We start from the raw sequence: 23,817 nt of genomic DNA, 5'->3' as shown, positions 1-23,817 counted from the left end.
AGCCACCATATTCCGCGCTGCACGACACTATCCGGAGACATCCCGTGAGCAATTTCCTGATTCGCAAGGTCGCCGTGCTGGGCGCCGGCGTGATGGGCGCGCAGATCGCCGCGCACCTCGTCAACGCGCGCGTGCCGGTGCTGCTGTTCGACCTGCCGGCCAAGGAAGGCCCGAAAAACGCGATCGCGCTGAAGGCGATCGAGAACCTGAAGAAGCTGTCGCCCGCGCCGTTCGGCGTGAAGGACGACGCGAAGTACCTCGAAGCGGCGAACTACGAGGACGATATCGCGAAGCTGGCCGAATGCGACGTCGTGATCGAGGCGATCGCCGAGCGGATGGACTGGAAGCACGACCTGTACAAGAAGGTCGCACCGCACATCGCCTCGCACGCGATCTTCGCGACCAACACGTCGGGCCTGTCGATCACGAAGCTGTCCGAAGGTTTCTCGGACGAGCTGAAGGCGCGCTTCTGCGGCGTGCACTTCTTCAACCCGCCGCGCTACATGCACCTCGTCGAGCTGATCCCGACCGCGCATACGCGCCCGGAAATCCTCGACCAGCTCGAAACATTCCTGACGAGCGTCGTCGGCAAGGGCGTCGTGCGCGCGAAGGACACGCCGAACTTCATCGCGAACCGCGTCGGCATCTTCTCGATCCTCGCGGTGATCACCGAGGCCGCGAAGTTCGGCCTGCGCTTCGACGAAGTCGACGACCTGACGGGCAGCCGCCTCGGCCGCGCGAAGTCGGCGACGTTCCGCACCGCGGACGTGGTCGGCCTCGACACGATGGCGCACGTGATCAAGACGATGCAGGACAACCTCGCCGACGATCCGTTCTTCCCGGTCTACCAGACGCCCGCCGTGCTCGCCGAGCTGGTGAAGCAGGGCGCGCTCGGCCAGAAGACGGGCGGCGGGTTCTACAAGAAGGAAGGCAAGGCGATCAAGGTGCTCGACGCGAAGACGGGCACCTACGTCGACTCGGGCGCGAAGGCGGACGAAACGGTCGGCCGCATCCTGAAGCGTCCGCCGGCGGAACGCCTGAAGCTGCTGCGCGAGACGAACCATCCGCACGCGCAGTTCCTGTGGTCGATCTTCCGCGACGTGTTCCACTACATCGGCGTGCATCTCGAATCGATCGCCGACAACGCGCGCGACGTCGATCTCGCGATCCGCTGGGGCTTCGGCTGGAACGAAGGCCCGTTCGAAGGCTGGCAGGCCGCCGGCTGGAAGCAGGTCGCCGAATGGGTGCAGGAAGACATCGCGGCCGGCAAGGCGCTCGCGAACGTGCCGCTGCCGTCGTGGGTACTCGAAGGCCCGGTCGCCGAGAAGGGCGGCGTGCACACGGCCGAAGGCTCGTGGGCGCCGGCCGCCAAGCGTTTCGTGCCGCGTTCGGACCTGGCCGTGTACGACAAGCAGGTGTTCCGTGCGCCGCTCGTCGGCGAAGCCGGCGCAGACCCGAAGACGTACGGCAAGACGCTGTTCGAAACCGACGCGGTGCGCGCGTGGGTCGACGACCGTGCCGGCGAGGACGACGTCGTGATCGTGTCGTTCAAGTCGAAGATGAACACGATCGGACCGAGCGTGATCGACGGCCTCGTGCAGGCGATCGAACTCGCGGAGAAGGATTACAAGGGCGTGGTGATCTGGCAGCCGACGTCGCTGAAGCTCGGCACGCCGGGCGGCCCGTTCTCGGCAGGCGCGAACCTCGAGGAGGCGATGCCCGCGTTCATGATGGGCGGCGCGAAGGGCATCGAGCCGTTCGTGAAGAAATTCCAGGAAGGCATGCTGCGCGTGAAGTACGCGAACGTACCGGTCGTCGCGGCCGTGTCGGGCATCGCGCTCGGCGGCGGGTGCGAGCTGATGCTGCACAGCGCGAAGCGCGTCGTGCACGTCGAGAGCTACATCGGCCTCGTCGAAGTGGGCGTCGGCCTCGTGCCGGCCGGCGGCGGCCTGAAGGAAGCGGCGCTGCGCGCGGCGGAAGCCGCGACGGCCGCGAACGCGACCACCGACATCCTGAAGTTCGTCACGAAGTCGTTCGAGAACGCGGCGATGGCGAAGGTGTCGTCGTCCGCGCACGACGCGCGTGCGATGGGCTACGTGAAGCCGTCCGACACGATCGTCTTCAACGTGTTCGAACTGCTCGACACCGCGAAGAAGGAAGCGCGTGCGCTCGCCGCCACCGGCTACCGCGCACCGCTGCGCGCGAAGGACGTGCCGGTCGCGGGCCGCTCGGCGATCGCGACGATCAAGGCGTCGCTCGTCAACATGCGTGACGGCCGCTTCATCAGCGATCACGACTACCTGATCGCGAGCCGCATCGCCGAAGCCGTGTGCGGCGGCGACGTCGAAGCCGGCAGCCTCGTCGACGAAGAATGGCTGCTCGCGCTCGAGCGTCGCGCGTTCGTCGAGCTGCTCGGCACGCAGAAGACGCAGGAACGGATCATGGGCATGTTGCAGACCGGCAAGCCGGTGCGTAACTGAGCGAGCGGATAAGGCAAGGAGTTTCAAATGAGCAAACAACTGCAAGACGCATACATCGTCGCCGCCAGCCGCACGCCGATCGGCAAGGCCCCGCGCGGTGTCTTCAAGAACACGCGCCCCGACGAACTGCTGGTTCACGCGATCAAGTCGGCGGTCGCCCAGGTGCCCGGCCTCGACACGAAGGTGATCGAGGACGCGATCATCGGCTGCGCGATTCCGGAAGCGGAGCAGGGCCTGAACGTCGCGCGCATGGGCGCGCTGCTGGCGGGCCTGCCGCAGACGGTCGGCGGCGTGACGGTCAACCGCTTCTGCGCGTCGGGCATCACCGCGCTGGCGATGGCGGCCGACCGCATCCGCGTCGGCGAATCGGACGCGATCTTCGCGGGCGGCTGCGAATCGATGAGCATGGTGCCGATGATGGGCAACAAGCCGTCGATGTCGCCGCACATCTTCGATCGCAGCGAAGACTTCGGCATCGCGTACGGGATGGGCCTGACGGCCGAGCGCGTCGCCGAGCAGTGGAAGGTGAGCCGCGAGGACCAGGACGCGTTCTCGGTCGAGTCGCACCGCAAGGCGCTCGCCGCGCAGCAGGCCGGCGAGTTCGGCGACGAAATCGCCGCGTACACGATCACCGAGCGTTTCCCGAACCTCGCGACCGGCGAAGTCGACGTGAAGACGCGCGAGATCAAGCTCGACGAAGGTCCGCGCGCGGATACGTCGCTCGAAGGCCTCGCGAAGCTGCGCACGGTGTTCGCGAACAAGGGCTCGGTCACGGCCGGCAACAGCTCGCAGACGTCGGACGGCGCGGGTGCGCTGCTCGTCGTGTCGGAGAAGGTGCTCAAGCAATTCAACCTGACGCCGCTCGCGCGCTTCGTGAGCTTCGCGGTGCGCGGCGTGCCGCCGGAAATCATGGGCATCGGTCCGAAGGAAGCGATTCCGGCCGCGCTGAAGGCCGCCGGCCTGAAACAGGACGATCTCGACTGGATCGAACTGAACGAAGCGTTCGCCGCGCAATCGCTGGCGGTGATGCGCGACCTCGGCCTCGATCCGTCGAAGGTCAACCCGATGGGCGGCGCGATCGCACTGGGCCACCCGCTCGGCGCGACCGGCGCGATCCGCGCGGCGACCGTCGTGCACGGCCTGCGCCGCCGCAACCTGAAATACGGGATGGTCACGATGTGCGTCGGCACCGGCATGGGCGCCGCGGGCATCATCGAGCGCCTGTAAGCGAGGCGCGGATAAAAGCGACGACGGTGCGCGGGCCACGAGCTCGCGCACCGTTTTTTCATTCCGGTAGAGACAGTCAAAGGAGACGGTTGTGGCCGACATTCAAGTGGAACGCGCCGACGGCGTGATGACGATCACGATCGCACGCCCGGCGAAGAAGAATGCGCTGACGGCGGCGATGTACCAGACGATGGCCGATGCGCTCGCCGACGCGCAGGAAGACAAGGCGACGCGCGTGATCCTGCTGCGCGGCAGCGACGGCAATTTCAGCGCGGGCAACGATCTCGAGGATTTCCTGAAGTCGCCGCCGACGGACGATTCGGCATCGGTCTTCCAGTTCCTGGCGCGGATCAGCAGCGCGAGCAAGCCGATCGTGGCGGCCGTGCCGGGCATCGCGGTCGGCGTCGGCGTGACGATGCTGCTGCACTGCGATCTGGTCTACGCGGCCGACACCGCGACGTTCTCGCTGCCTTTCGTGCAGCTCGGGCTGTGCCCGGAAGCCGCGTCGAGCGCGTTGCTGCCGCGCCTGACCGGCCATCAGGTCGCCGCCGAGAAGCTGCTGCTGGGCGAGGCGTTCGACGCGCTGGAAGCGCACCGGATCGGCATCGTCAACCGCGTGCTGCCGGCGGCGGAGCTCGACGCGTTCGCGGCGAAGCAGGCGGCGAAGCTGGCGGCGTTGCCGGCGGCATCGCTGCGTGTGACGAAGGCGCTGCTCAAGGAGACGGGCGGCGTGGCGACGCCCGCGCGGATGGCCGAGGAAGCGCGCCATTTCGCCGCGATGCTGCGTGCGCCGGAAGCGCGCGAGGCGATGACCGCGTTCTTCGAGAAGCGCAAGCCGGATTTCCGTCAGTTCGACTGACCGGGCAGGCCGCGCCGGCGGTGGCTTGCCGGCGCGGCTTCGACCGCGATCAGGCCGTGCCGTAGTCGACGTGGCCCGTTTCGCGGCAGAAGCTGACGAGCCGCAAGCCGGCCGCCTTCGCGATCCCGATCGCGAGCGACGACGGCGCGGAGATGGTCGCGACCAGCGGGATGCCGACCCGTGCGGCCTTGCGTACGAGCTCATAGCTCGCGCGGCTCGACAGGAACACGAAGCCGTCGGTGGTATCGGCGCGCGACAGCACGAGCGAGCCGATCAGCTTGTCGAGCGCATTGTGGCGGCCGACATCCTCGAATGCCGCGCGGATCGCGCCTGTTGCGTCGCACCACGCGGCCGCGTGCAGGCCGCCGGTCAGTTTCGTGAGCGCCTGATGCGCCGGCAGCGCATGCGCGGCGCGCGCCAGCGCATCGGGCGCGAGGCGCGCGAGAAAGCCGGTATCGGGCACGCGTTCGGGCGCGAGATCGAGCAGGTCGATGCTTTCGATGCCGCACACGCCGCAGCCCGTGCGCCCGGCGAGCGCGCGGCGCCGGTCCTTCAGCGCGGCGAACGCCTGCTGGACGACTTCCAGGTGGACTTCCGCGTGCGGCAACGGCGCATCGGCATGCAGGATCACCTCGATGTCCTTGATGTCGCTGCCGCGCACGACGATCCCCTCCGAGATCGCGAAGCCGACCGCGAACGCTTCGAGGTCGCATGGCGTACACATCATCACCGCGTGCGAGATGCCGTTGAAGACGAGTGCGACCGGCCATTCCTGGCCGACGAAGTCGTGCGCGGTTTCGACCGCGCCGCCGCGCGTGCGGCTCACGGGCAGCTCGATCGCGCCGCGCGGCTCATCGCGCAACGCGTCGCGCGGATCGTCTGATTGGGTCGGATTCACGAGCACTCCCGTTGATTCGACGCACGGCCGGCGACGATCGTGCCGCCGCCCGCGCGCAGAGGTTCTAAAATACCCCAGGCAAGCCGGCCGCGCCGGCATCCGCCACGTCAGGTAACGACCATGGGACTCAGCGACGCTCCGTTGCTCTTCAACTTCGAACACGATTCGTCGGAAAACTTCACGTACATCCCGATGATCGTGCGTTTCAATCTCGACCGCTTCGGGCTGCGGATTTCGCTCGAACAGTGGCAACTGCTGCCGCTCGAGGATCGCAAGCTGCTCGCGCGCTTCCCGGCCGACGACGACACCGCGATCGAGCCCAACTTCGATCATGCGCTGTTCGAAATGCTGCGCACGCACGCCGATCTGGAGCCGTCATGGTTTCAGCCGGACGAGCAGCCGGCCTGGCGCGACGTCGACACGGTGCCGGAGTCGCTCGTGCAGCAGAGCGCGCTGGCCGGGCTGCCGGCGCCCGCGCTCGCGCAGTGGCAGCGGCTCGCGCCGTTCCAGCGCTACGTGCTGGTGAAGCTGTCGCGCAAGCCGAAGCTGAATCACGATTTCCTGCCCGCGATGCGGGAGTTCGGGCTGACGGCCACGCATTGACGGCCGCCTGCCGCGCCGCTGCGCGTGCCCGCGTCAGAGCGGCGGCAGTTGCCGCGGCTTGCGGTCCGGGCCGGTCGCGACGTAGGTGAGCGTCGCCTCGGTGACCTTCACGACTTCGCCCATCAGGCGCATGCGCTGCGCGTACACCTCGACGTCGACCGTGATCGACGTGTTGCCGGTGCGCATGATCGTGGCGTAGAAGCTCAGCAGATCGCCGACGAATACCGGCTGCTTGAACACGAACGAGTTGACCGCGACCGTCGCGACGCGGCCGTTCGCGCGCTGGCTCGCGGGAATCGAGCCGGCGATGTCGACCTGCGACATGATCCAGCCACCGAACACGTCGCCGTGAACGTTCGCGTCGTGCGGTTGCGGGACGACGCGCAGCGCGGGCTGCTTCTGCGGGAGTTCGAGGGTCGAATCGGTCATGGCGGGGGCTTTCATCCTGTAATAAATGGGCCGCCGCGCGCAGGCCGGCCGGCAAGGCCGCCGGCAGCGGCGCGAAGCGGCTTCTGCGACAATACAACGTTCGCAAATTGTACGAGAAAGCGCGCGAGCCGGCCGTCGATACGCGCGTCCGGCATCGCCGCAGGACCTTTTCCCCATGCGCCGATTTCCCGCTTCCGGCGAGCCCGCGCCGGCTTCGACCGGGCCTCGCAACGACTGGCAGACCATCCGGTCGCTGCTGCCGTACCTGACCACCTACAAATGGCGGGTCGCGCTCGCGCTCGGCTGCCTGATCGGCGCGAAGGTCGCGAACCTCGGCGTGCCGGTCGTGATGAAGCGTATCGTCGATCACCTGTCCGCCGTGCAGCAGCTCACCGCGCTCGGCCGTGCCGAGCAATCGGCCGGGATCGTGCTCGCGGGCGGTGTCGGGCTGCTGGTCGTCGCGTATGCGCTCGTGCGGCTGTCGACGTCGCTCTTTACCGAGCTGCGCGAGATCCTGTTCTCGAAGGTCACCGAGAGCGCGGTGCGCCAGCTCGCGCTGCAGGTGTTCCGGCATCTGCACGGGCTGTCGCTGCGGTTCCATCTGGAGCGGCAGACGGGCGGCATGTCGCGCGACATCGAGCGCGGCACGCGCGGCATCCAGCAACTGATTTCGTACTCGCTGTACAGCATTCTGCCGACGCTCGTCGAGGTCGGGCTCGTGCTCGGCTTCTTCGTGGTCAAGTACGAGGCCTACTACGCGTACGTGACGTTCGCGGCGCTGGTCACGTACATCGTGTTCACCGTGAAGGTCACCAACTGGCGCACGCACTTCCGCCGCACGATGAACGAGCTCGATTCGCGCGCGAACTCGCGGGCGATCGACTCGCTGATCAACTACGAGACGGTGAAGTACTTCGGCAACGAGGAGTGGGAGGCGCAGCGCTACGACGAGAACCTGAAGCGCTACCGGAAGGCCGCGATCCGCTCGCAGAACTCGCTGTCGGTGCTGAACTTCGGCCAGCAGGCGATCATCGGCACGGGGCTCGTGTTCATCCTGTGGCGCGCGACGCAGGGCGTGCTCGCGGGCAAGCTGACGCTCGGCGATCTCGTGCTGATCAACACGTTCATGCTGCAGCTGTACATCCCGCTGAATTTCCTGGGCGTCGTCTATCGCGAGCTGAAGCAGAGCCTCACCGACATGGATCGGATGTTCGGGCTGCTGTCGGCGCCGAAGGAAGTGGCCGACCGGCCTGATGCGCCGCCGCTCGCGGTGGCCGGCGCGCAGGTGCGCTTCGAGCACGTGAACTTCGCGTACGAGCCGTCGCGGCCGATCCTGCACGACGTGACCTTTACGATCGAGGCCGGCACGACGACCGCGGTGGTCGGCCACAGCGGTTCGGGGAAATCGACGCTGTCGCGGCTGCTGTTCCGCTTCTACGATCTCGACCGGCAGACGGGCGGCGCGATCCGGATCGACGGGCAGGACATTCGCGACGTCACGCAGGAATCGCTGCGCGCGTCGATCGGGATCGTGCCGCAGGACACTGTGCTGTTCAACGACTCGATCTATTACAACATCGCGTACGGCCGGCCGACGGCGAGCCGCGACGAGGTGGTCGCGGCCGCGCGCGCCGCGCACATCCACGATTTCATCGAGAGCTTGCCGAAGGGCTATGACACGCCGGTCGGCGAGCGCGGGCTGAAGCTGTCGGGCGGCGAGAAGCAGCGCGTCGCGATCGCGCGCACGCTGCTGAAGGATCCGCCGGTGCTGCTGTTCGACGAAGCGACGTCGGCGCTCGATTCGCGCTCGGAACGCGCGATCCAGCACGAGCTCGACCAGATCGCGCGGCATCGCACGACGCTCGTGATCGCGCACCGGCTGTCGACGGTCGTGCACGCGCAGCAGATTCTCGTGATGGATCACGGGCGGATCGTCGAGCGCGGCACGCACGACGAACTCGTGCGCGCCGACGGGCTGTATGCGCAGATGTGGGCGCTGCAGCAGCAGCGCGCGGCAGCCGGCGGGGAAGAGGCCGAGGCCGCGTAACGGCTTGCGGGTGTGCTGCGTGCCGTGGCGCGCAGCGGGCGGCCGGCACGACGGTGCGCGGCCGTCCGTCGGCTCCGCTCAGCCCGCGGCGCGCAGGCGCGCGTCCAGCTCGCCGAGCTGCGCGGGCGTGCCGACGTTCTCCCAGATGCCTTCGTACAGTTCGCCGCTCGCGTGGCCGGCCTCGATCGCCGCGCGGTAGTACGGCGTCAGCGCGCGCCGCGTGCCGGGCGCGAGATCGCGGAACATCCGTGTGTCGTACAGGCCGATGTTGCCGAACGTGAAGCGCGCGGCGCCGTCGAGCGCGAGACGGCCGTCGTCGCCGAGCGCGAAGTCGCCGGCCGGGTGGAACGGCGGGTTCGGCACCATCACGAGGTGCATCGCCGGCGTGTCGAGTGCGGCCATCCGGGCGGCGCGCGGCGCGAGCGCCCGGTAGTCGAAGGCGCAGTACACGTCGCCGCTGACGGCCGCGAACACCGCCGGTTGGCCGTCGCGCTCGATGAGCGGCAGCGCCTGTGCGATGCCGCCGGCGGTTTCCAGCGCTTCGCCTTCGGCCGAATACGCGATCCGCACGCCCCAGCGCGAACCGTCGCCGAGCGCGGCCTCGATCCGTTCGCCGAGCCACGCATGGTTGATCACGATCGTGTCGATGCCCGCACGCGCGAGCGCCTCGATCTGCCACACGATCAGCGGCTTGCCGCCGGCTTCGAGCAGCGGCTTCGGGCAGGTGTCGGTCAGCGGACGCATCCGTTCGCCGCGTCCGGCGGCGAAGATCATCGCCGTGGTCAGGGTAGGGCTCATGTTCGACTGGGTGTGGGGGCGCTCAGAACGTATAGCCGACGTCGGCCGGCGCGTTGCCCTCGAGCTCGTCGAGCAGCTTCGCGAACGGCACGAGCGGACGATAGCGCAGCGCGACCTTGCGCGCATACGCGAGGAAGCGCGGCAGGTCGTTCAGGTAGTGCGGCTTGCCGTCGCGGTAGTTGATGCGCGCGAACAGGCCGAGGATCTTGATGTGGCGCTGCAGGCCCATCCATTCGAGCTGGCGGTAGAACTCGCCGAAGTCGGGATCGACCGGCAGGCCGGCCTTTTTCGCCTTTTCCCAGTAGTACGCGAAGCAGTCGAGCTCGAATTCCTCGTCCCAGCTGATGAACGCGTCGCGCAGCAGCGACACGACGTCGTACGTCAGTGGCCCGTACACGGCGTCCTGGAAGTCGAGCACGCCCGGGTTCGGCTCGCAGACCATCAGGTTGCGCGGCATGAAGTCGCGCAGCATGAAGCCTTGCGGCTGCGCGTGCGCGCTCGCGACCAGCAGCGCGAACGTGCGGTCGAGCGTGCCGCGCATCGCGTCGGTGACGGGCTTGCCGAGGTGGCGGCCGACGAACCATTCGGGCATCAGCTCCATTTCGCGGCGCAGGAACGCTTCGTCGAACGGCGGCAGCACGTCGGGCTTCGACGTGAGCTGGAAGCGGATCAGCGCGTCGAGCGCCGCGCGCATCAGCGGTTTTGCGGCGGCCGGGTCGGCCGGATCGAGCACCGAGATGTACGACGTGCGGCCGAGGTCCGTCACGAGCATGAAGCCCGCGTCGAAATCGTGGGCGAGCACGTCCGGCACGTGGTCGCCGGCCGCGGCGAGCAACTGCGCGACCTGGACGAACTCGCGGCACTTCTCGGGCGGCGGCGCGTCGACGGCGATCAGCGTGCCGCCGGGGCTCGCGGCGGACGCGACGCGGAAATAGCGGCGGAAACTGGCGTCCGACGACGCGGGCGCGAGGGTCGACAGATCGAGGGCGTAGCGCCCGGCGAGCGGGCGCAGCCACGCGGTGAGCGCGTCGAGGCGGGCGTCGGGCTGGGATGCGGCGGATGGGGGCGTCATGAAACTCGGCGGAGGGGGGAACGTCTTGCCATATAATACCCCACGACTTTTTTGACGCGCCCCGCGTCAGCTTCCGCCGTGCAGGCCCGCGCCTGTCGCGACGTCCGCCCGATCGCCTCCCCGGTTTGCGAAGAGCCGCAGTCGCGGCTCGACGGCGCGGCCCGCCGCGCGCGAAGGTGCCGTGCAGGCGCGGTTGACAAGGGGCGATTCGCCAAACGATAGATGCCGCCCAAACCGCTATTCCCGAATGTTTTCCCCGGTGACGGGGCGCCGCGCAAACGGCGGCTCGCGCTCGCGCTCCTGGCCGTGCCCGGCCTCGTGCCGGCCGTGTCGTACGCGCAGCTGTCGGGCGCCGCTGCGCAGCCGCAGCCGCTCGACTCGCCGTGGGATCTGCGTCTCGCACCCCAGCTCGAGGATCATCCGCTGAAGGACGGCGCGAAGCCGGCCGCCTTCGTGATCGCCGACCACACGAGCGGCACCGCCGAGCAGGATCTCGCCGCGAAGGGCTCCGCCGAGCTGCGGCGCGGCGATGCGGTCGTGAAGGCCGACGCGATCCACTACGATCAGGATACCGACATGGCCGATGCGTACGGCCAGGTCAAGGTGATCAACGGCGGCACGTCGTTCGCGGGCCCCGAGGCGCACCTGAAGGTCGAGGCGAACCAGGGCTTCATGACCGCGCCGAAGTATCACTTCAACGTGACGGGCGGGTCGGGCAGCGCGGAGCGCGTCGACATGGTCGACAACGAGCGCTCGGTGTTCGTCAACGGCACGTACACCGCATGCCAGTGCGCGACGAACCCCGCGTGGTACATCAAGGGCAGCCGCTTCGACTTCGATACGGGCGCCGACGAGGGCACCGCGCGCAACGGCGTGTTGTTCTTCCAGGGCGTGCCGATCTTCGCGAGCCCGTGGATGACGTTCCCGCTGTCGGGCGAGCGGCGCAGCGGCCTGCTGCCGCCGACGTTCTCGGTGAACTCGAGCAACGGCTTCGAGCTGTCGCTGCCGTACTACTTCAACATCGCGCCGAACCGCGACCTGACGCTCACGCCGCGCATCATCTCGCGGCGCGGCGTGATGGCCGAGGCGACGTTCCGCTATCTGTCGCCGTCGTATTCGGGCACGTTCACGGCCAATTACCTGCCGGACGACCGGCTCGCGCACCGCAACCGCTACGCGATCTACTGGCAGCACCAGCAGAACTTCGGCGGCGGTTTCGGCGGCTACGTCTACTACAACAAGGTCTCGGACAACACGTATCCGGAAGACCTCGGGTCGGCGAACCAGTTCATCAACGGGACGCAGACGCTGTACCAGCAGGAAGCCGGCCTTACGTACAACAACGGCCCGTGGTCGGTGCTCGCGCGCTACCAGCACTGGCAGACGCTGCCGCCGTCGATCGCGCCGTACAGCCGCGAGCCGCAGTTGAACGTGAAGTACACGAAGTACAACGTCGGCGGCTTCGACTTCGGCGCGGAAGCCGATTATTCGCGGTTCCGCATCACGACCGCCGACGCGACCGAAGGCGACCGCATCGTCTTCAATCCGTACATTTCGTACGGCGTGTACGGGCCCGGCTACTTCGTCGTGCCGAAGGTCCAGTACCACTTCGCGTCTTACGACCTGAACTACCTGTCGTCGACCACGCCGAACAGCCCGAAGCGCTTCACCGAGTCGATCCCGACCGTGAGCTTCGACACGGGCCTGATCTTCGACCGTTCGGTGCGCCTGTTCGGCCAGGACTTCATCCAGACCCTCGAGCCGCGCCTGTACTACGTGTACACGCCGTATCGCGACCAGTCGAACGCGCCGCTGTTCGACACCGCGGAATCGGACTTCGGCCTCGCGGAGATCTACCAGCCGAACACGTTCGTCGGCAACGACCGGATCGCCGACGCGAACCGGATCACGGCCGGCCTCACGTCGCGCTTCATCGATCCGCGCACCGGCGACGAGCGCGCGCGCTTCGTGATCGCGCAGCAGTACTACTTCGCGGATCAGCGCGTCACGCTGACGCCCGGGCAGAGCGCCGTGCTGGCGCGCCACTCGGACCTGATCGTCGGCGCCGCGCTGAAGCTCGGCTCGGGCTTCATGTCGGAAACGGCGTTCCAGTACAACCAGAACAACAACCAGCTCGTGAAGTCGAGTATCGGTTTCGGCTACAGCCCGGGCGAGCGCCGCGTGATCAACGTCGGCTACCGCTATACGCGCACGAACACCACGCTCGACAACCAGCCGATCAACCAGTTCCTGGTGTCCGCGCAGTGGCCGCTCACGCGCCGCCTGTATGCGATCGGCCGCTTCAACTACGACTTCGCCGGAGATCGCGTGGTCGACGGTCTGGTCGGCTTACAATACGACGCGGATTGCTGGGCGCTCGGGGTCGGAGTGCAGCGGGCCGCGAACGGCATCAATACGTCGGGACAGCAGAACTCGTCGACGCGATTCATGATGCAGCTGACGCTCAAGGGCTTGTCGACCATCGACAACGGCCTCGTGTCCGCATTCCGCGCCGGGGTGCCGGGCTACACGCCGTTGCCGCCGCCGCCGCCGCCGATGTCCCGCTTCAGCAACTACGAGTAACGCCGGCATGTCTGCACCGGTCAGCACGATTTCAATGGAGTTTCAGTGGCAATGAAGAAAACCCTTCGTTTCGCGGCAGTCGTGTCCAGCCTCGCCGCGTCCGCCGCGCTGCTCGCCGCCGCGCCCGCTGCGGCGCAGGCGCTCGGTTCGCAAGGTGCGCAGCTCGCCGACGAAGTCGTCGCGGTCGTCAACAACGACGTGATCACCGGCCGCGAACTCGACCAGCGCGTCGGCCTGATCGCGCGCCGGCTGCAGCAGCAGAACGCGCCGGTGCCGCCGGCCGACCAGTTGCGCGCGCAGGTGCTGAACCAGATGGTGCTCGAGCGTATCCAGGTGCAAAAGGCCAAGGACGACGGGATCCGCATCGACGACGCGACCGTGCAGGCCACGCTGCAGCGTCTCGCGCAGGCGAACGGGATGACGCTCGACCAGTACCGCGCGCGTCTCGAGGCGCAAGGCGTGCCGTGGAGCATCTTCACGAACGATGCGCGTACCGAGCTGATGCTGTCGAAGCTGCGCGAGCGCGAAGTCGACGGCAAGATCACGGTGTCGGACGCCGAGGTCGCGAACTACATCGCGAGCCAGCGCGGGCCGAACGCGGCGCAGCAGCAGGACCTGCGCTTCCAGCACATCTTCATCAAGGCGCCCACCAACGCGCCGCAGGCCGACATCGAAGCCGCGCAGAAGAAGGCCGAAGCGCTGCTGCAGCAGGCGAAGTCGGGCGCCGATTTCGAGCGCCTCGCGAAGAGCAACTCCGAAGCGAACGACGCGAAGAAGGGCGGCGATCTCGGCTTCAAGGCGCCGAGCGCGCTGCCGGCCGACGTCGTCGACGCCGCGTCGAAGCTGCGCCCGGGCCAGGTCAACCCGACGCTGATCCGCGTGCCGGACGGCTTCGAGATCGTGCGCCTCGTCGACCGCCGCCAGAGCCAGGGCGCGAGCGCCGCGGCGCCGAAGATCGTGCAGACGCACGTGCGCCACATCCTGCTGCGCGTTGGCGAAGGCAAGTCGGAAGGCCAGGCGCGCCAGCAATTGAGCGACATCCGCAACCAGGTCGAGGCCGGCGGCGATTTCGCGAAGTTCGCGCGCACCTACTCGCAGGACGGCTCGGCGTCGCAGGGCGGCGATCTGGGCTGGATCAGCCCGGGCGAGACCGTGCCGGAATTCGAGCGCGCGATGAACAGCCTGCAGGACGGCCAGATCAGCCAGCCGATTCGCACCGAGTACGGCTACCACCTGATCCAGGTGCTGAGCCGCCGTGAAGCGGAAGGGTCGGTGCAGCAGCAGATGGACATCGCCCGTCAGGCGATCGGCCAGCGCAAGGCCGAACAGGCCTATGCCGACTGGCTGCGCGAGCTGCGCGATTCGTCGTACGTGCAGTACAAGATCGGCGGCGTCGGCCCGGCGAACTGAGCGAGCGTCGGATGACCATGCCCGCGCTGCAGATCGCGATCACGACCGGCGAACCCGCGGGGGTCGGCCCGGAGCTGACTGTGCAGGCGCTGCGTGACGCCGCGCAGCGCTGGCCCGACGCGCATTTCACCGTGCTCGGCGATGCGGCGCTGCTCGATGCGCGGGCGGCGGCGGTCGGGGCCGACCCGGCCACGCTGGCGGGCGGCGCGCAGGTGTCGGTCGCGCATCACGCGCTGGCCGCGCCCGCGCAGGCGGGCAAGCTGGACGCGGCGAACGGCCGGTACGTGCTCGGGTTGCTCGACGCGGCGATCGACGGCGCGCTGGCGGGCCGGTACGACGCGATCGTCACCGCGCCGCTGCAGAAAAGCACGATCAACGACGCGGGCGTGCCGTTCACCGGCCATACCGAATACCTGGCCGAACGCACGCATACGCCGCGCGTCGTGATGATGCTGGCCGGCACCGGCCACCGGCCGCTGCGCGTCGCGCTCGCGACCACGCACCTGCCGCTGAAGGACGTATCGGCCGCGCTGACGATCGACGGGCTCGTCGAGACGCTCGCGATCATCGATCGCGACCTGCGGCGCGATTTCGGTCTCGCCGCGCCACGCATCCTCGTGACGGGCCTGAACCCGCACGCGGGCGAGAACGGTTATCTCGGCCGCGAGGAGATCGACGTGATCGAACCGGCGCTGGCCCGCGCGAACGCGCAACGCATCGACGCGCGCGGCCCGTATCCGGCCGACACGCTGTTCCAGCCGCGCCATCTGGCCGATGCCGATTGCGTGCTGGCGATGTTCCACGACCAGGGCCTGCCCGTGCTGAAGTACGCGACGTTCGGCGAGGGCATCAACGTGACGCTCGGGCTGCCGATCATCCGCACGTCGGTCGATCACGGCACCGCGCTCGATCTGGCCGGCACGGGCCGCGCGGATCCGGGCAGCATGATCGCCGCGCTCGATACGGCCGTCACGATGGCGCGCCATCGCCGCGCAGCCTGACGCCGCCGGCTTACTCCTTTCGTCGTATTTTTCGTTTTACTGAGTCGATGTCGAACAGCAGACAGCACCAAGGCCATTTCGCGCGCAAGCGCTTCGGGCAGAACTTTCTCGTCGATCACGGCGTGATCGACTCGATCGTCGCGACGATCGGCCCCGCCCGCGGCCAGCGGATGGTCGAGATCGGCCCCGGGCTCGGCGCGCTGACCGAGCCGCTGATCGAGCGCCTCGCGACGCCCGAGTCGCCGCTGCACGCGGTCGAGCTCGACCGCGACCTGATCGGGCGCCTGCAGCAGCGCTTCGGCGCGCTGCTGGAGCTGCACGCGGGCGACGCGCTCGCGTTCGACTTCCGCTCACTCGCGGCGCCCGGCGACAAGCCGTCGCTGCGGATCGTCGGCAACCTGCCGTACAACATTTCCAGCCCGCTGCTGTTCCACCTGATGACGTTCGCCGATGCGGTCATCGACCAGCATTTCATGCTGCAGAACGAAGTCGTCGAGCGGATGGTCGCGGAGCCGGGCACGAAGGCGTTTTCCCGGCTGTCGGTGATGCTGCAGTACCGTTACGTGATGGAGAAGATGCTCGACGTGCCGCCGGAATCGTTCCAGCCGCCGCCGAAGGTCGATTCGGCGATCGTCCGGATGATTCCGTACGAGCCGCACGAACTGCCGGACGTCGATCCCGGGCTGCTCGGCGAAATCGTCACCGCCGCGTTCTCGCAGCGCCGCAAGATGCTGCGCAATACGCTCGGCGACTACCGCGAGACGATCGATTTCGATGCGCTCGGCTTCGATCTCGCGCGCCGCGCGGAGGACGTGAGCGTGGCCGAATACGTCGGCGTCGCGCAGGCGCTGGCGGCGGCGCGCAAGGCCGGATGATGCGCGTGGCGCGAGCCGCTCATCGGCTGTATCGAAGAGGCTGCCCGACGGGCAGCTTTTTTATTGCCCGCGCGTCTTGCGCCGGTCGTCACGCCCGCCGGCGCGGCGGCGCGTTGACGAGCGCGATGCCGGTCAGCACGAGCGCGGCAGCGGACATGAAGCGCCAGCCGACGGATTCACCGAGCAGCAGCACGCCGAACGCGACGCCGAACAGCGGCGACAGGAACGTGAAGACGGACAGCCGGGACGCGCTGTAGCGCGTCAGCAGCCAGAACCACGACAGATAGCTGACGAACGCGACGATCACCGACTGGTAGGCGAGGCTCGCCACCGCAATCGGCGTCACGTGCGCGAACGACATCTGGCCGAACAGCGCGGCGAGCGCGACCAGCACGACCGCCGATACCGCGAGCTGATAGAACAGCGTCTTGCTCGCGCTGGCCCGCGCGAGCGCCGTCGAGCGTACGACGACCGTCGTCGCGGCCCACATCGCGCCGCCGAGGATCCCGAGCGCGTCGCCGGCGAGCCCGGCCAGCACGGACGCGCCGGGCGCGCGCGGCTTCAGGAAGCCGTCCGCGAACGCGAGCGCGATGCCGGCGAATGCGATGCCCACGCCGGCCCATTGCGTGCGTTGCAGCCGCTCGCCCGGTGCGAACAGGTGCAGGCCGAGCGCGGTGAAGCACGGCGCCGTGTACAGGAAGATCGCCATGTGTGACGCGCTCGTCAGCGTCAGCCCGAAGAACACGCAGACGAATTCGCCGGCGAACAGCGCACCGGCCGCGAGGCCCGCGCCGAACGTGCCGTCCGCCTGGAACAGCGGCGTGCCGCGCGTGCGGGCCCAGCCCCACAGCAGCAGCGTGGCGATCGCCGAGCGCAGCCCGGCCTGGAACATCGGCGCGATCGCGGCGTTCGTGCTCTTGATCGCGACCTGCTGGAAGCCCCAGATCGCGCACAGCAGCAGCATCAGGCCGACGGCGTGCGTATCGAGTGCGCGGCGCACGGGGGCGGCGGCAAGCGGGCTCATCGACGTGCCTCGCGGGTCCGGTGCGGTGGCGGCGAGGTGAGGCGGGCGGCGCGTCCGGTGCGCTCGGATGGGCGGTTTCGCACGGCAGGGTGGCGGTACGGAAGAGTGGGTGGTCGCGGTCGGGCGGTGGCATGCGTGCCCGATTTTGGTACGAAGTGGAAGGATGTTACCCGATCGACGCGGTGGCCGGGTGAGTCGGATCGTGCTGTTTCCCGCCGCGGCGCTCGCTCGTGCTCGTGCGGCTCAGCCGCTGCACCGCCCGGGCGCGCGCCGGCCGGCCGTCCCCGGCGCGATTCACCCGACTCCGGTAGAATTTCCGGTTCTGGAAAGTCCCCACAGGAGTACAACACATGCGTTTGCTGCATACGATGCTGCGAGTCGGCGATCTCGACCGCTCGATCAAGTTCTACACCGAATTGCTCGGCATGAAGCTGCTGCGTCGCGAGGACTATCCGGAAGGCAAGTTCACGCTCGCGTTCGTCGGCTACGAAGACGAGCGCACGGGCACCGTGATCGAGCTGACCCACAACTGGGACACGCCGTCCTACGATCTCGGCAATGGCTTCGGCCATCTGGCGGTGGCGGTCGACGATGCGTACGCGGCCTGCGAGAAGATCAAGGCGCAAGGCGGCAAGGTCACGCGCGAGGCGGGCCCGATGAAGCACGGCACGACCGTGATCGCGTTCGTCGAGGATCCGGACGGCTACAAGATCGAGTTCATCCAGAAGAAGTAAGCGCGGGATGAACCGGGCCGCGGCGTGCGATGTGCGCCGCGCCAACGAAAAAGGGCGATGCGGGGTAATCCGCATCGCCCTTTTTCGTTGGCGGCGAAGCCGTGCGCGTCAGAGCGACGGCAGCAGCTCGGGCGGGTGATGCTTGAGCGTGTGCCGCGCTTCGCGGAACTCGGGGAAGATCGATTCGACGGTCTGCCAGAAGGCCGGGCTGTGGTTCATCTCCCGCAGGTGCGACAGCTCGTGCGCGACGACGTAGTCGATGATCGACATCGGGAAATGGATCAGCCGCCAGTTCAGGCGGATCTTGCCGTCGCTCGAGCAACTGCCCCAACGCGTCGCGGCCGACGACAGCGCATACATCGAATACGTGACGCCGAGCTTTTCCGCATAGACCGCGAGGCGTTCGCCGAAGATGCGTTTCGCTTCGCCCTGCAGCCAGCCCTGCACGCGGTCCTTGATCTGCTGCATGTCGGCCTGCACGGGCAGCGGCAGCGACAGCCGCAGCGCGTCGGCATCGAACGCGACGGCGCCCGCGCCGAGCGCGATCGTCACCGTCTTGCCCAGATACGGCAGTTGCGCGCCGTCACGCCAGTCTATCTGCGGCAGCGCGCGTTGCTCGGTGCGCGTCTTCCATTCCGCGAGCTTCGCGAAGATCCAGCGCTGCTTCTCGGCGATCGCCGCTTCGATGTCGGCGAGCGTGACCCAGCGCGGCGCGGTGATCGACAGCCCGCTGCCGTCGATCGTGAAGCCGATCGTGCGGCGCGCCGAGCGCTTGAGCCGGTATTCGAGCACGCGGCTGTCGAGCGCGAACGTGCGCACGCGCGAGCGATCGGGCGCCGGACCGGGATCGAGCGGCGCGGCAGGGGCGGCGATGTCGGGCGGCGCCGGCGGGGCGGCGGGCGCCGACGGCGGCGCGGCCGGCCCGTCGAAGAGCGGCAGGTCCATCTGGCGATGATCGAGGGCCACGACGGCAGGCCGTGGCCGCGGACGCTGTTTCATCAGTTCGGTTCTTTTTGTCGTACGCAACGGCTGCAATCCGGGGCGTCAGGCGCGCGCGGCATCGCGTGTGCCGGCGTTGCCCGCCTGACGATACGCATCGGGATCGATGCGGCGCATTTCCGCTTCGATCCAGGCTTCGACCTGCGAGTTCAATACGTCGGGCGTCTTGCCTTCGACCGGAATCGGCTTGCCGATCGACACGGTGACGACGCCCGGGAATTTCGTGAACGAGTTGCGCGGCCACACACGACCTGCATTGTGCGCGATCGGCACGACCGGCGTGCCGGTTTCGATCGCGAAGCGCGCGCCGCCCGTCTTGTACTTGCCCTGCTTGCCGACCGGCGTGCGCGTGCCTTCGGGGAACATGATCATCCATGCGCCTTCCGACAGGCGCTTCTTGCCCTGGCGGATCACCGAATTGAACGCGTTCTTGCCTTCCTTGCGGTTGATGTTGACCATGTGCAGCAGCCCGAGCGCCCAGCCGAAGAACGGCACGTACAGCAGCTCGCGCTTGAACACGTAGCAGAGCGGCTTGGGCATCAGCGCGGGAAACGCGAGCGTCTCCCACGCGGATTGATGCTTCGACAGCAGCACGGCCGGGCCGTCGGGCAGGTTCTCCATCCCTTCGATCCGGTAGCGGATGCCGTTCAGCCAGCGCACGACCCACAGCGTCGACTTGCACCAGCCGGCCGCCATCCAGTAGCGTGCGTCGGGGCGCATGAACGGGAACGCGATGAAGCACGCGGTGGCGTACGGCACCGTGTACAGGATGAAGTAGATCAGCAGCAGCAGGGAGCGAACGAAGCGCATCGGCGTGAGTCTGGCGTTGGGGAGGATGCGCGCGGCAGCCGCATCACTCGTGTTCGTGTGAAAGAAAATCGAGCGCGAACGCGCGCAGGTCGTCGTGCACCTTCGTGCCGGGCGGCAGGTTGCCCGCGGCGAGCGTCTTCTTGCCCTTGCCGGTCAGCACGAGGTGCGGCTGGAAGCCGACCGCGACGCCGGCGAGCAGGTCGCGCAGCGAATCGCCGACGACCGGCGTGTGATCGGGATCGATCTCGAAGCGCTCGGCGATCATCTGCATCATGCCGGGCTTCGGCTTGCGGCAGTCGCAGTGATCCTCGGCCGTGTGCGGGCAGAAGAACACCGCGTCGATGCGCGCGCCGACGGCAGCCGCCGCGCGATGCATCTTCAGGTGCATCTCGTTGAGCGCGGCCATGTCGAACAGCCCACGACCGATGCCGGACTGGTTGGTCGCGACGACCACGCGGTAGCCCGCGTGGTTGAGCCGGGCGATCGCCTCGAAGCTGCCGGGCAGCGCGATCCATTCGTCGGGCGTCTTGATGAACGCATCCGAATCGACATTGATCACGCCGTCCCGGTCGAGGACGACGAGCTTTCGGTTGGGGCTGATCGGCATCGTGCGGCCCTTATGCGGCGAGCTTCGAGATGTCGGCGACGCAGTTCATCTGCTGGTGCAGCGCGGACAGCAGCGCGAGACGGTTCGCGCGCAGCGCCGGATCGTCCGCGTTGACCATCACGTCGTTGAAGAACGTGTCGACCGGCGCGCGCAGCGCGGCGAGCGCCGACAGCGCGCCCGTGTACGCACGCGCCTCGAGCTGCGACTGCACGTGCGGCGTGACGGCCGCGAGCTGCTCGTGCAGCGCCTTTTCCGCGGCCTCGACGAGCAGCGTCGGCTGCACCGCGCCGTTCGCGCCGCCTTCCGACTTCTTCAGGATGTTCGAGATCCGCTTGTTCGCGGCCGCGAGCGCTTCGGCTTCCGCGAGGCGCGTGAATTCGCGCACCGCGTCGAGGCGCGCGACGAGATCGTCGATGCGCGTCGGGTTCAGGCTCAGCACCGCGTCGATTTCGCCGGCCGAATAGCCGCGCTCGCGCAGCAGGCCGCGCAGGCGATCCATGAAGAACGCGAAGATCGCGTCGGTCGATTCGGCGACGCCCGGCACGCCGTCGAAGCGTGCATGGGCCGTGCGCAGCAGCGACACGAGATCGAGCGGCAACTGCTTTTCGAGCAGCAGGCGCAGCACGCCGAGCGCGTGGCGGCGCAGCGCGAACGGATCCTTCTCGCCCGTCGGCGCGAGGCCGATGCCCCAGATGCCGACGATCGTTTCGAGCTTGTCGGCGAGCGCGACGGCGGTCGACACCGGTGTGGTCGGCAGCGCGTCGCCGGAAAAGCGCGGCTGGTAGTGCTCGGCGCACGCGAGCGCGACGTCGTCGGCTTCGCCGTCGTGGCGCGCGTAGTACGTGCCCATCGTGCCCTGCAGTTCCGGGAACTCGCCGACCATGTCGGTCAGCAGGTCGGCCTTCGCGAGGCGCGCGGCGCGCTTCGCGTGCGCGGGATCGGCGCCGATCGCCGGGGCGATCTCGCCCGCCAGCGCGTCGAGGCGCTCGACGCGCGCGAGCGCCGAACCGAGCTTGTTGTGATAGACGACGTTGGCGAGCTGCGGCACGCGATCGGCGAGCGGCTTCTTCTTGTCCTGCTCGAAGAAGAACTTCGCATCGGCGAGGCGCGGGCGCACGACGCGCTCGTTGCCTTCGACGATCTCGCCCGGCGTCTTCGTCTCGATGTTCGACACGATCAGGAAGCGCGAGCGCAGCTTGCCGGCGACGTCGGTCAGCGCGAAATACTTCTGGTTCGTCTGCATCGTGAGGATCAGGCATTCCTGCGGCACCTGCAGGAATTCGTCCTCGAAGCGGCACGGGTAGACGACCGGCCATTCGACCAGCGACGTCACTTCGTCGAGCAGCGATTCGGGCATCACGACCGTGTCGCCGTTCGCATGTTCGTTCAGTTGCGTGCGGATCGTTTCGCGACGATCGGCGAAGTGCGCGATCACGCGGCCCTTGTCGCGCAGCGTGTCGGCGTACGCGCGCGCATGCTGGATCGCGACGAGGCCGTCGGACAGGAAGCGGTGGCCGAGCGTGGTGTCGCCCGCGTCGACGCCGAACGCGGTGACGGGCACGACGCGGTCGTCGTGCAGCACCGTCAGGCGATGCACCGGGCGCACGAACTTCACGTCCGTGCCGTCCGGGCGCTGGTACGTCATGAATTTCGGGATCGGCAGCTTCGCGAGCGCTTCGTCGAGCGCGGCCTGCAGGCCGTCGGCGAGCGTGGCGCCGGCCGCCGAGTAGTTGATGAAGAACGCTTCGGCCTTGCCGTCCTGCGCGCGTTCGAGATCGGCGATCGAGGCGTTCGGGTGGCCGAGCGCCGCGAGCTTCTTCGCGAGCGGGGCCGTCGGCTTGCCTTGCGCGTCGAGCGCGACCGACACGGGCAGGACCTTTTCGCGGACCTGTCTGTCGGGCGCGACGGCGCGTACGTTCTGCACGACGACGGCGAGGCGGCGCGGCGTCGCGTAGCGTTCGAACACGAGTTCGCCTTCGACGAGGTCGCGCGCGGCGAGGCGTTGTGCGATACCTTCGGCGAATGCGTCGCCGAGGCGTGCGAGGGCCTTCGGCGGCAGCTCTTCGGTCAGCAGTTCGACGAGCAGGGGGGCGGGATGATTGTGCGTCATGTCTGGAATAAATCTCGTCTCGTCAGTCCTGATCGATCTTGCGTTCGACCTTGAGCGGCGGCGCCCATGCCGGCTGCGCGGCATCCTGGGCGTCGGTGGTGAGGCCCGGCACGCCCGGCGGGTTGCCGAGCATCGGGAAGCCGAGCTTCTCGCGCGAGTCGTAGTAAGCCTGCGCGACGAGACGCGACAGCGCGCGGATGCGGCCGATGTACGCTGCCCGCTCGGTGACCGAGATCGCGCCGCGCGCGTCGAGCAGGTTGAACGTGTGGCCGGCTTTCAGCACGAGCTCGTACGCGGGCAGCGCGAGCTGCGCGTCGATCATCTTCTTCGCTTCCGCTTCGTAGCTGTTGAAGAACGTGAACAGCAGGTCGACGTTCGCATGCTCGAAGTTGTAGGTCGACTGCTCGACCTCGTTCTGGTGGTACACGTCGCCATACGACAGGCGGCGCAGCTCGGGGCCGTTCGGGCCTTGCTCTTCCCACTCGGTCCACACGAGGTCGTACACGTTCTCGACCTTCTGCAGGTACATCGCCAGGCGCTCGAGGCCGTACGTGATCTCGCCGAGCACCGGCTTGCATTCGAGGCCGCCGACTTCCTGGAAATACGTGAACTGCGTGACTTCCATCCCGTTCAGCCACACTTCCCAGCCGAGGCCCCACGCGCCGAGCGTCGGGTTTTCCCAGTCGTCCTCGACGAAGCGCACGTCGTTCTGCTTCAGGTCGAAGCCGAGCGCCTCGAGCGAGCCGAGGTACAGGTCGAGGATGTTTTCCGGCGCGGGCTTGAGCACGACCTGGTACTGGTAGTAGTGCTGCAGGCGGTTCGGGTTTTCGCCGTAGCGGCCGTCCTTCGGGCGGCGCGACGGCTGCACGTACGCGGCGCGCCACGGCTCGGGGCCGACCGCGCGCAGGAACGTGTGGACGTGCGACGTACCCGCGCCGACTTCCATGTCGATGGGCTGGAGCAGGGCGCAACCCTGCTTGTCCCAGTAGGACTGCAGCGTCAGGATGATTTGCTGAAACGTAAGCATGAAGAGCCTTCGTGGCGCTGGCGCTCCGTTGCGGACGGCGCTCCGGGCGGGCCCGGAGGGTCGGCTCGCGCGGCGGCGCGGCTTGTTAGTGTGCAGAAACGCGTAATTTTACCGGATCGGCGAGCGGATGCGGCCGGAAGCCGGATGCGGGCATCGCCGCACCGTTCCGGCGGCCCGCGCACCGGTGCGCACGCGCGCGGGCCGCGGCGCCTCGCGCGAGCGTT

Annotated in this window: 20 protein-coding genes; 10 read left to right on the top strand and 10 right to left on the bottom strand. The window is 68.1% G+C overall.

Annotation, left to right across the window (positions count from 1 at the left end; all coding sequences use genetic code 11):
* The first annotated feature begins 44 nt into the window (after positions 1–44).
* From CFB35_RS14275 to CFB35_RS14265, 3 genes are all read left to right on the top strand, one after another.
* On the top strand, positions 45–2,480 hold the full coding sequence (locus CFB35_RS14275) for a 3-hydroxyacyl-CoA dehydrogenase/enoyl-CoA hydratase family protein (RefSeq protein ID WP_059578752.1): 2,436 nt from the start codon (positions 45–47) through the stop codon (positions 2,478–2,480).
* 27 nt (positions 2,481–2,507) lie between these two features.
* On the top strand, positions 2,508–3,707 hold the full coding sequence (locus CFB35_RS14270) for an acetyl-CoA C-acyltransferase (RefSeq protein WP_059642934.1): 1,200 nt from the start codon (positions 2,508–2,510) through the stop codon (positions 3,705–3,707).
* Between the two features lie 91 nt (positions 3,708–3,798).
* Positions 3,799–4,566: an enoyl-CoA hydratase gene (locus CFB35_RS14265; protein WP_059642937.1), complete on the top strand. Its 768-nt coding sequence runs from the start codon at positions 3,799–3,801 to the stop codon at positions 4,564–4,566.
* 49 nt (positions 4,567–4,615) lie between these two features.
* Here the strand turns inward: CFB35_RS14265 and fdhD are convergent, their stop codons facing one another.
* Positions 4,616–5,470 (bottom strand): formate dehydrogenase accessory sulfurtransferase FdhD, encoded by an 855-nt coding sequence (gene fdhD, locus CFB35_RS14260; RefSeq protein WP_089465128.1) that lies wholly within the window; start codon positions 5,468–5,470, stop codon positions 4,616–4,618.
* A 114-nt stretch (positions 5,471–5,584) separates the two neighbouring features.
* Here fdhD and CFB35_RS14255 point away from each other — a divergent pair, with 114 nt between their 5' ends.
* On the top strand, positions 5,585–6,067 hold the full coding sequence (locus CFB35_RS14255; protein ID WP_059642940.1) for a nitrate reductase associated protein: 483 nt from the start codon (positions 5,585–5,587) through the stop codon (positions 6,065–6,067).
* A 33-nt stretch (positions 6,068–6,100) separates the two neighbouring features.
* Here the strand turns inward: CFB35_RS14255 and CFB35_RS14250 are convergent, their stop codons facing one another.
* Positions 6,101–6,496 (bottom strand): acyl-CoA thioesterase, encoded by a 396-nt coding sequence (locus tag CFB35_RS14250; RefSeq protein WP_006485741.1) that lies wholly within the window; start codon positions 6,494–6,496, stop codon positions 6,101–6,103.
* Between the two features lie 175 nt (positions 6,497–6,671).
* On the opposite strand from CFB35_RS14250, the gene CFB35_RS14240 reads away from it, so the two are divergent.
* A complete protein-coding gene (locus CFB35_RS14240; protein ID WP_060314964.1) occupies positions 6,672–8,543 on the top strand; it encodes an ABC transporter ATP-binding protein/permease in 1,872 nt (623 codons plus the stop codon).
* A 78-nt stretch (positions 8,544–8,621) separates the two neighbouring features.
* On the opposite strand, the gene murU is transcribed toward CFB35_RS14240, so the two are convergent.
* A complete protein-coding gene (murU, locus tag CFB35_RS14235) occupies positions 8,622–9,341 on the bottom strand; it encodes an N-acetylmuramate alpha-1-phosphate uridylyltransferase MurU (protein ID WP_089465127.1) in 720 nt (239 codons plus the stop codon).
* 22 nt (positions 9,342–9,363) lie between these two features.
* A complete protein-coding gene (locus CFB35_RS14230) occupies positions 9,364–10,413 on the bottom strand; it encodes an aminoglycoside phosphotransferase family protein (protein WP_059642949.1) in 1,050 nt (349 codons plus the stop codon).
* Positions 10,414–10,635: 222 nt separating this feature from the next.
* Between CFB35_RS14230 and CFB35_RS14225 the strand changes: the two genes are divergently transcribed.
* From CFB35_RS14225 to rsmA, 4 genes are read left to right on the top strand one after another with little or no spacing between them, the layout of a single operon-like run.
* Complete coding sequence (locus tag CFB35_RS14225) at positions 10,636–12,996, top strand: LPS-assembly protein LptD (RefSeq protein WP_089465126.1); 2,361 nt, start codon at positions 10,636–10,638, stop codon at positions 12,994–12,996.
* Positions 12,997–13,047: 51 nt separating this feature from the next.
* On the top strand, positions 13,048–14,406 hold the full coding sequence (locus CFB35_RS14220; protein ID WP_089465125.1) for a peptidylprolyl isomerase: 1,359 nt from the start codon (positions 13,048–13,050) through the stop codon (positions 14,404–14,406).
* 11 nt (positions 14,407–14,417) lie between these two features.
* Positions 14,418–15,407 (top strand): 4-hydroxythreonine-4-phosphate dehydrogenase PdxA, encoded by a 990-nt coding sequence (pdxA, locus tag CFB35_RS14215; protein WP_060314975.1) that lies wholly within the window; start codon positions 14,418–14,420, stop codon positions 15,405–15,407.
* 47 nt (positions 15,408–15,454) lie between these two features.
* Positions 15,455–16,282, top strand: coding sequence for a 16S rRNA (adenine(1518)-N(6)/adenine(1519)-N(6))-dimethyltransferase RsmA (gene rsmA / locus CFB35_RS14210; protein WP_089465124.1), 828 nt, complete (start codon positions 15,455–15,457; stop codon positions 16,280–16,282).
* Between the two features lie 88 nt (positions 16,283–16,370).
* Here the strand turns inward: rsmA and CFB35_RS14205 are convergent, their stop codons facing one another.
* Entirely contained in the window at positions 16,371–17,306 is a 936-nt protein-coding gene (locus CFB35_RS14205; protein ID WP_060966680.1) for a DMT family transporter, read from the bottom strand.
* 350 nt (positions 17,307–17,656) lie between these two features.
* On the opposite strand from CFB35_RS14205, the gene gloA reads away from it, so the two are divergent.
* Entirely contained in the window at positions 17,657–18,040 is a 384-nt protein-coding gene (gloA, locus tag CFB35_RS14200) for a lactoylglutathione lyase (RefSeq protein ID WP_059578709.1), read from the top strand.
* 108 nt (positions 18,041–18,148) lie between these two features.
* Here the strand turns inward: gloA and CFB35_RS14195 are convergent, their stop codons facing one another.
* From CFB35_RS14195 to glyQ, 5 genes are read right to left on the bottom strand one after another with little or no spacing between them, the layout of a single operon-like run.
* Positions 18,149–19,039, bottom strand: a complete 891-nt coding sequence (locus CFB35_RS14195; protein WP_060314988.1) for a M48 family metallopeptidase — start codon at positions 19,037–19,039, stop codon at positions 18,149–18,151.
* Between the two features lie 45 nt (positions 19,040–19,084).
* Positions 19,085–19,849 carry a 1-acyl-sn-glycerol-3-phosphate acyltransferase gene (locus tag CFB35_RS14190; RefSeq protein ID WP_059578704.1) on the bottom strand — a complete coding sequence of 255 codons (765 nt, stop codon included), beginning with the start codon at positions 19,847–19,849 and terminating at the stop codon, positions 19,085–19,087.
* A 43-nt stretch (positions 19,850–19,892) separates the two neighbouring features.
* Positions 19,893–20,456 carry a D-glycero-beta-D-manno-heptose 1,7-bisphosphate 7-phosphatase gene (gene gmhB, locus CFB35_RS14185; RefSeq protein WP_060314991.1) on the bottom strand — a complete coding sequence of 188 codons (564 nt, stop codon included), beginning with the start codon at positions 20,454–20,456 and terminating at the stop codon, positions 19,893–19,895.
* 10 nt (positions 20,457–20,466) lie between these two features.
* Positions 20,467–22,566 carry a glycine--tRNA ligase subunit beta gene (gene glyS, locus CFB35_RS14180; protein ID WP_089465123.1) on the bottom strand — a complete coding sequence of 700 codons (2,100 nt, stop codon included), beginning with the start codon at positions 22,564–22,566 and terminating at the stop codon, positions 20,467–20,469.
* A gap of 22 nt (positions 22,567–22,588) precedes the next feature.
* A complete protein-coding gene (gene glyQ / locus CFB35_RS14175) occupies positions 22,589–23,593 on the bottom strand; it encodes a glycine--tRNA ligase subunit alpha (protein ID WP_006477868.1) in 1,005 nt (334 codons plus the stop codon).
* Positions 23,594–23,817: the final 224 nt, after the last annotated feature.

The sequence above is a fragment of the Burkholderia sp. AU16482 genome, assembly GCF_002223285.1.
GTDB classification, from domain to species: Bacteria; Pseudomonadota; Gammaproteobacteria; order Burkholderiales; family Burkholderiaceae; genus Burkholderia; species Burkholderia semiarida.
The sequence above is the reverse complement of the archived record's forward strand: the minus strand, read 5'-3'. Positions and strand labels throughout refer to the sequence as shown.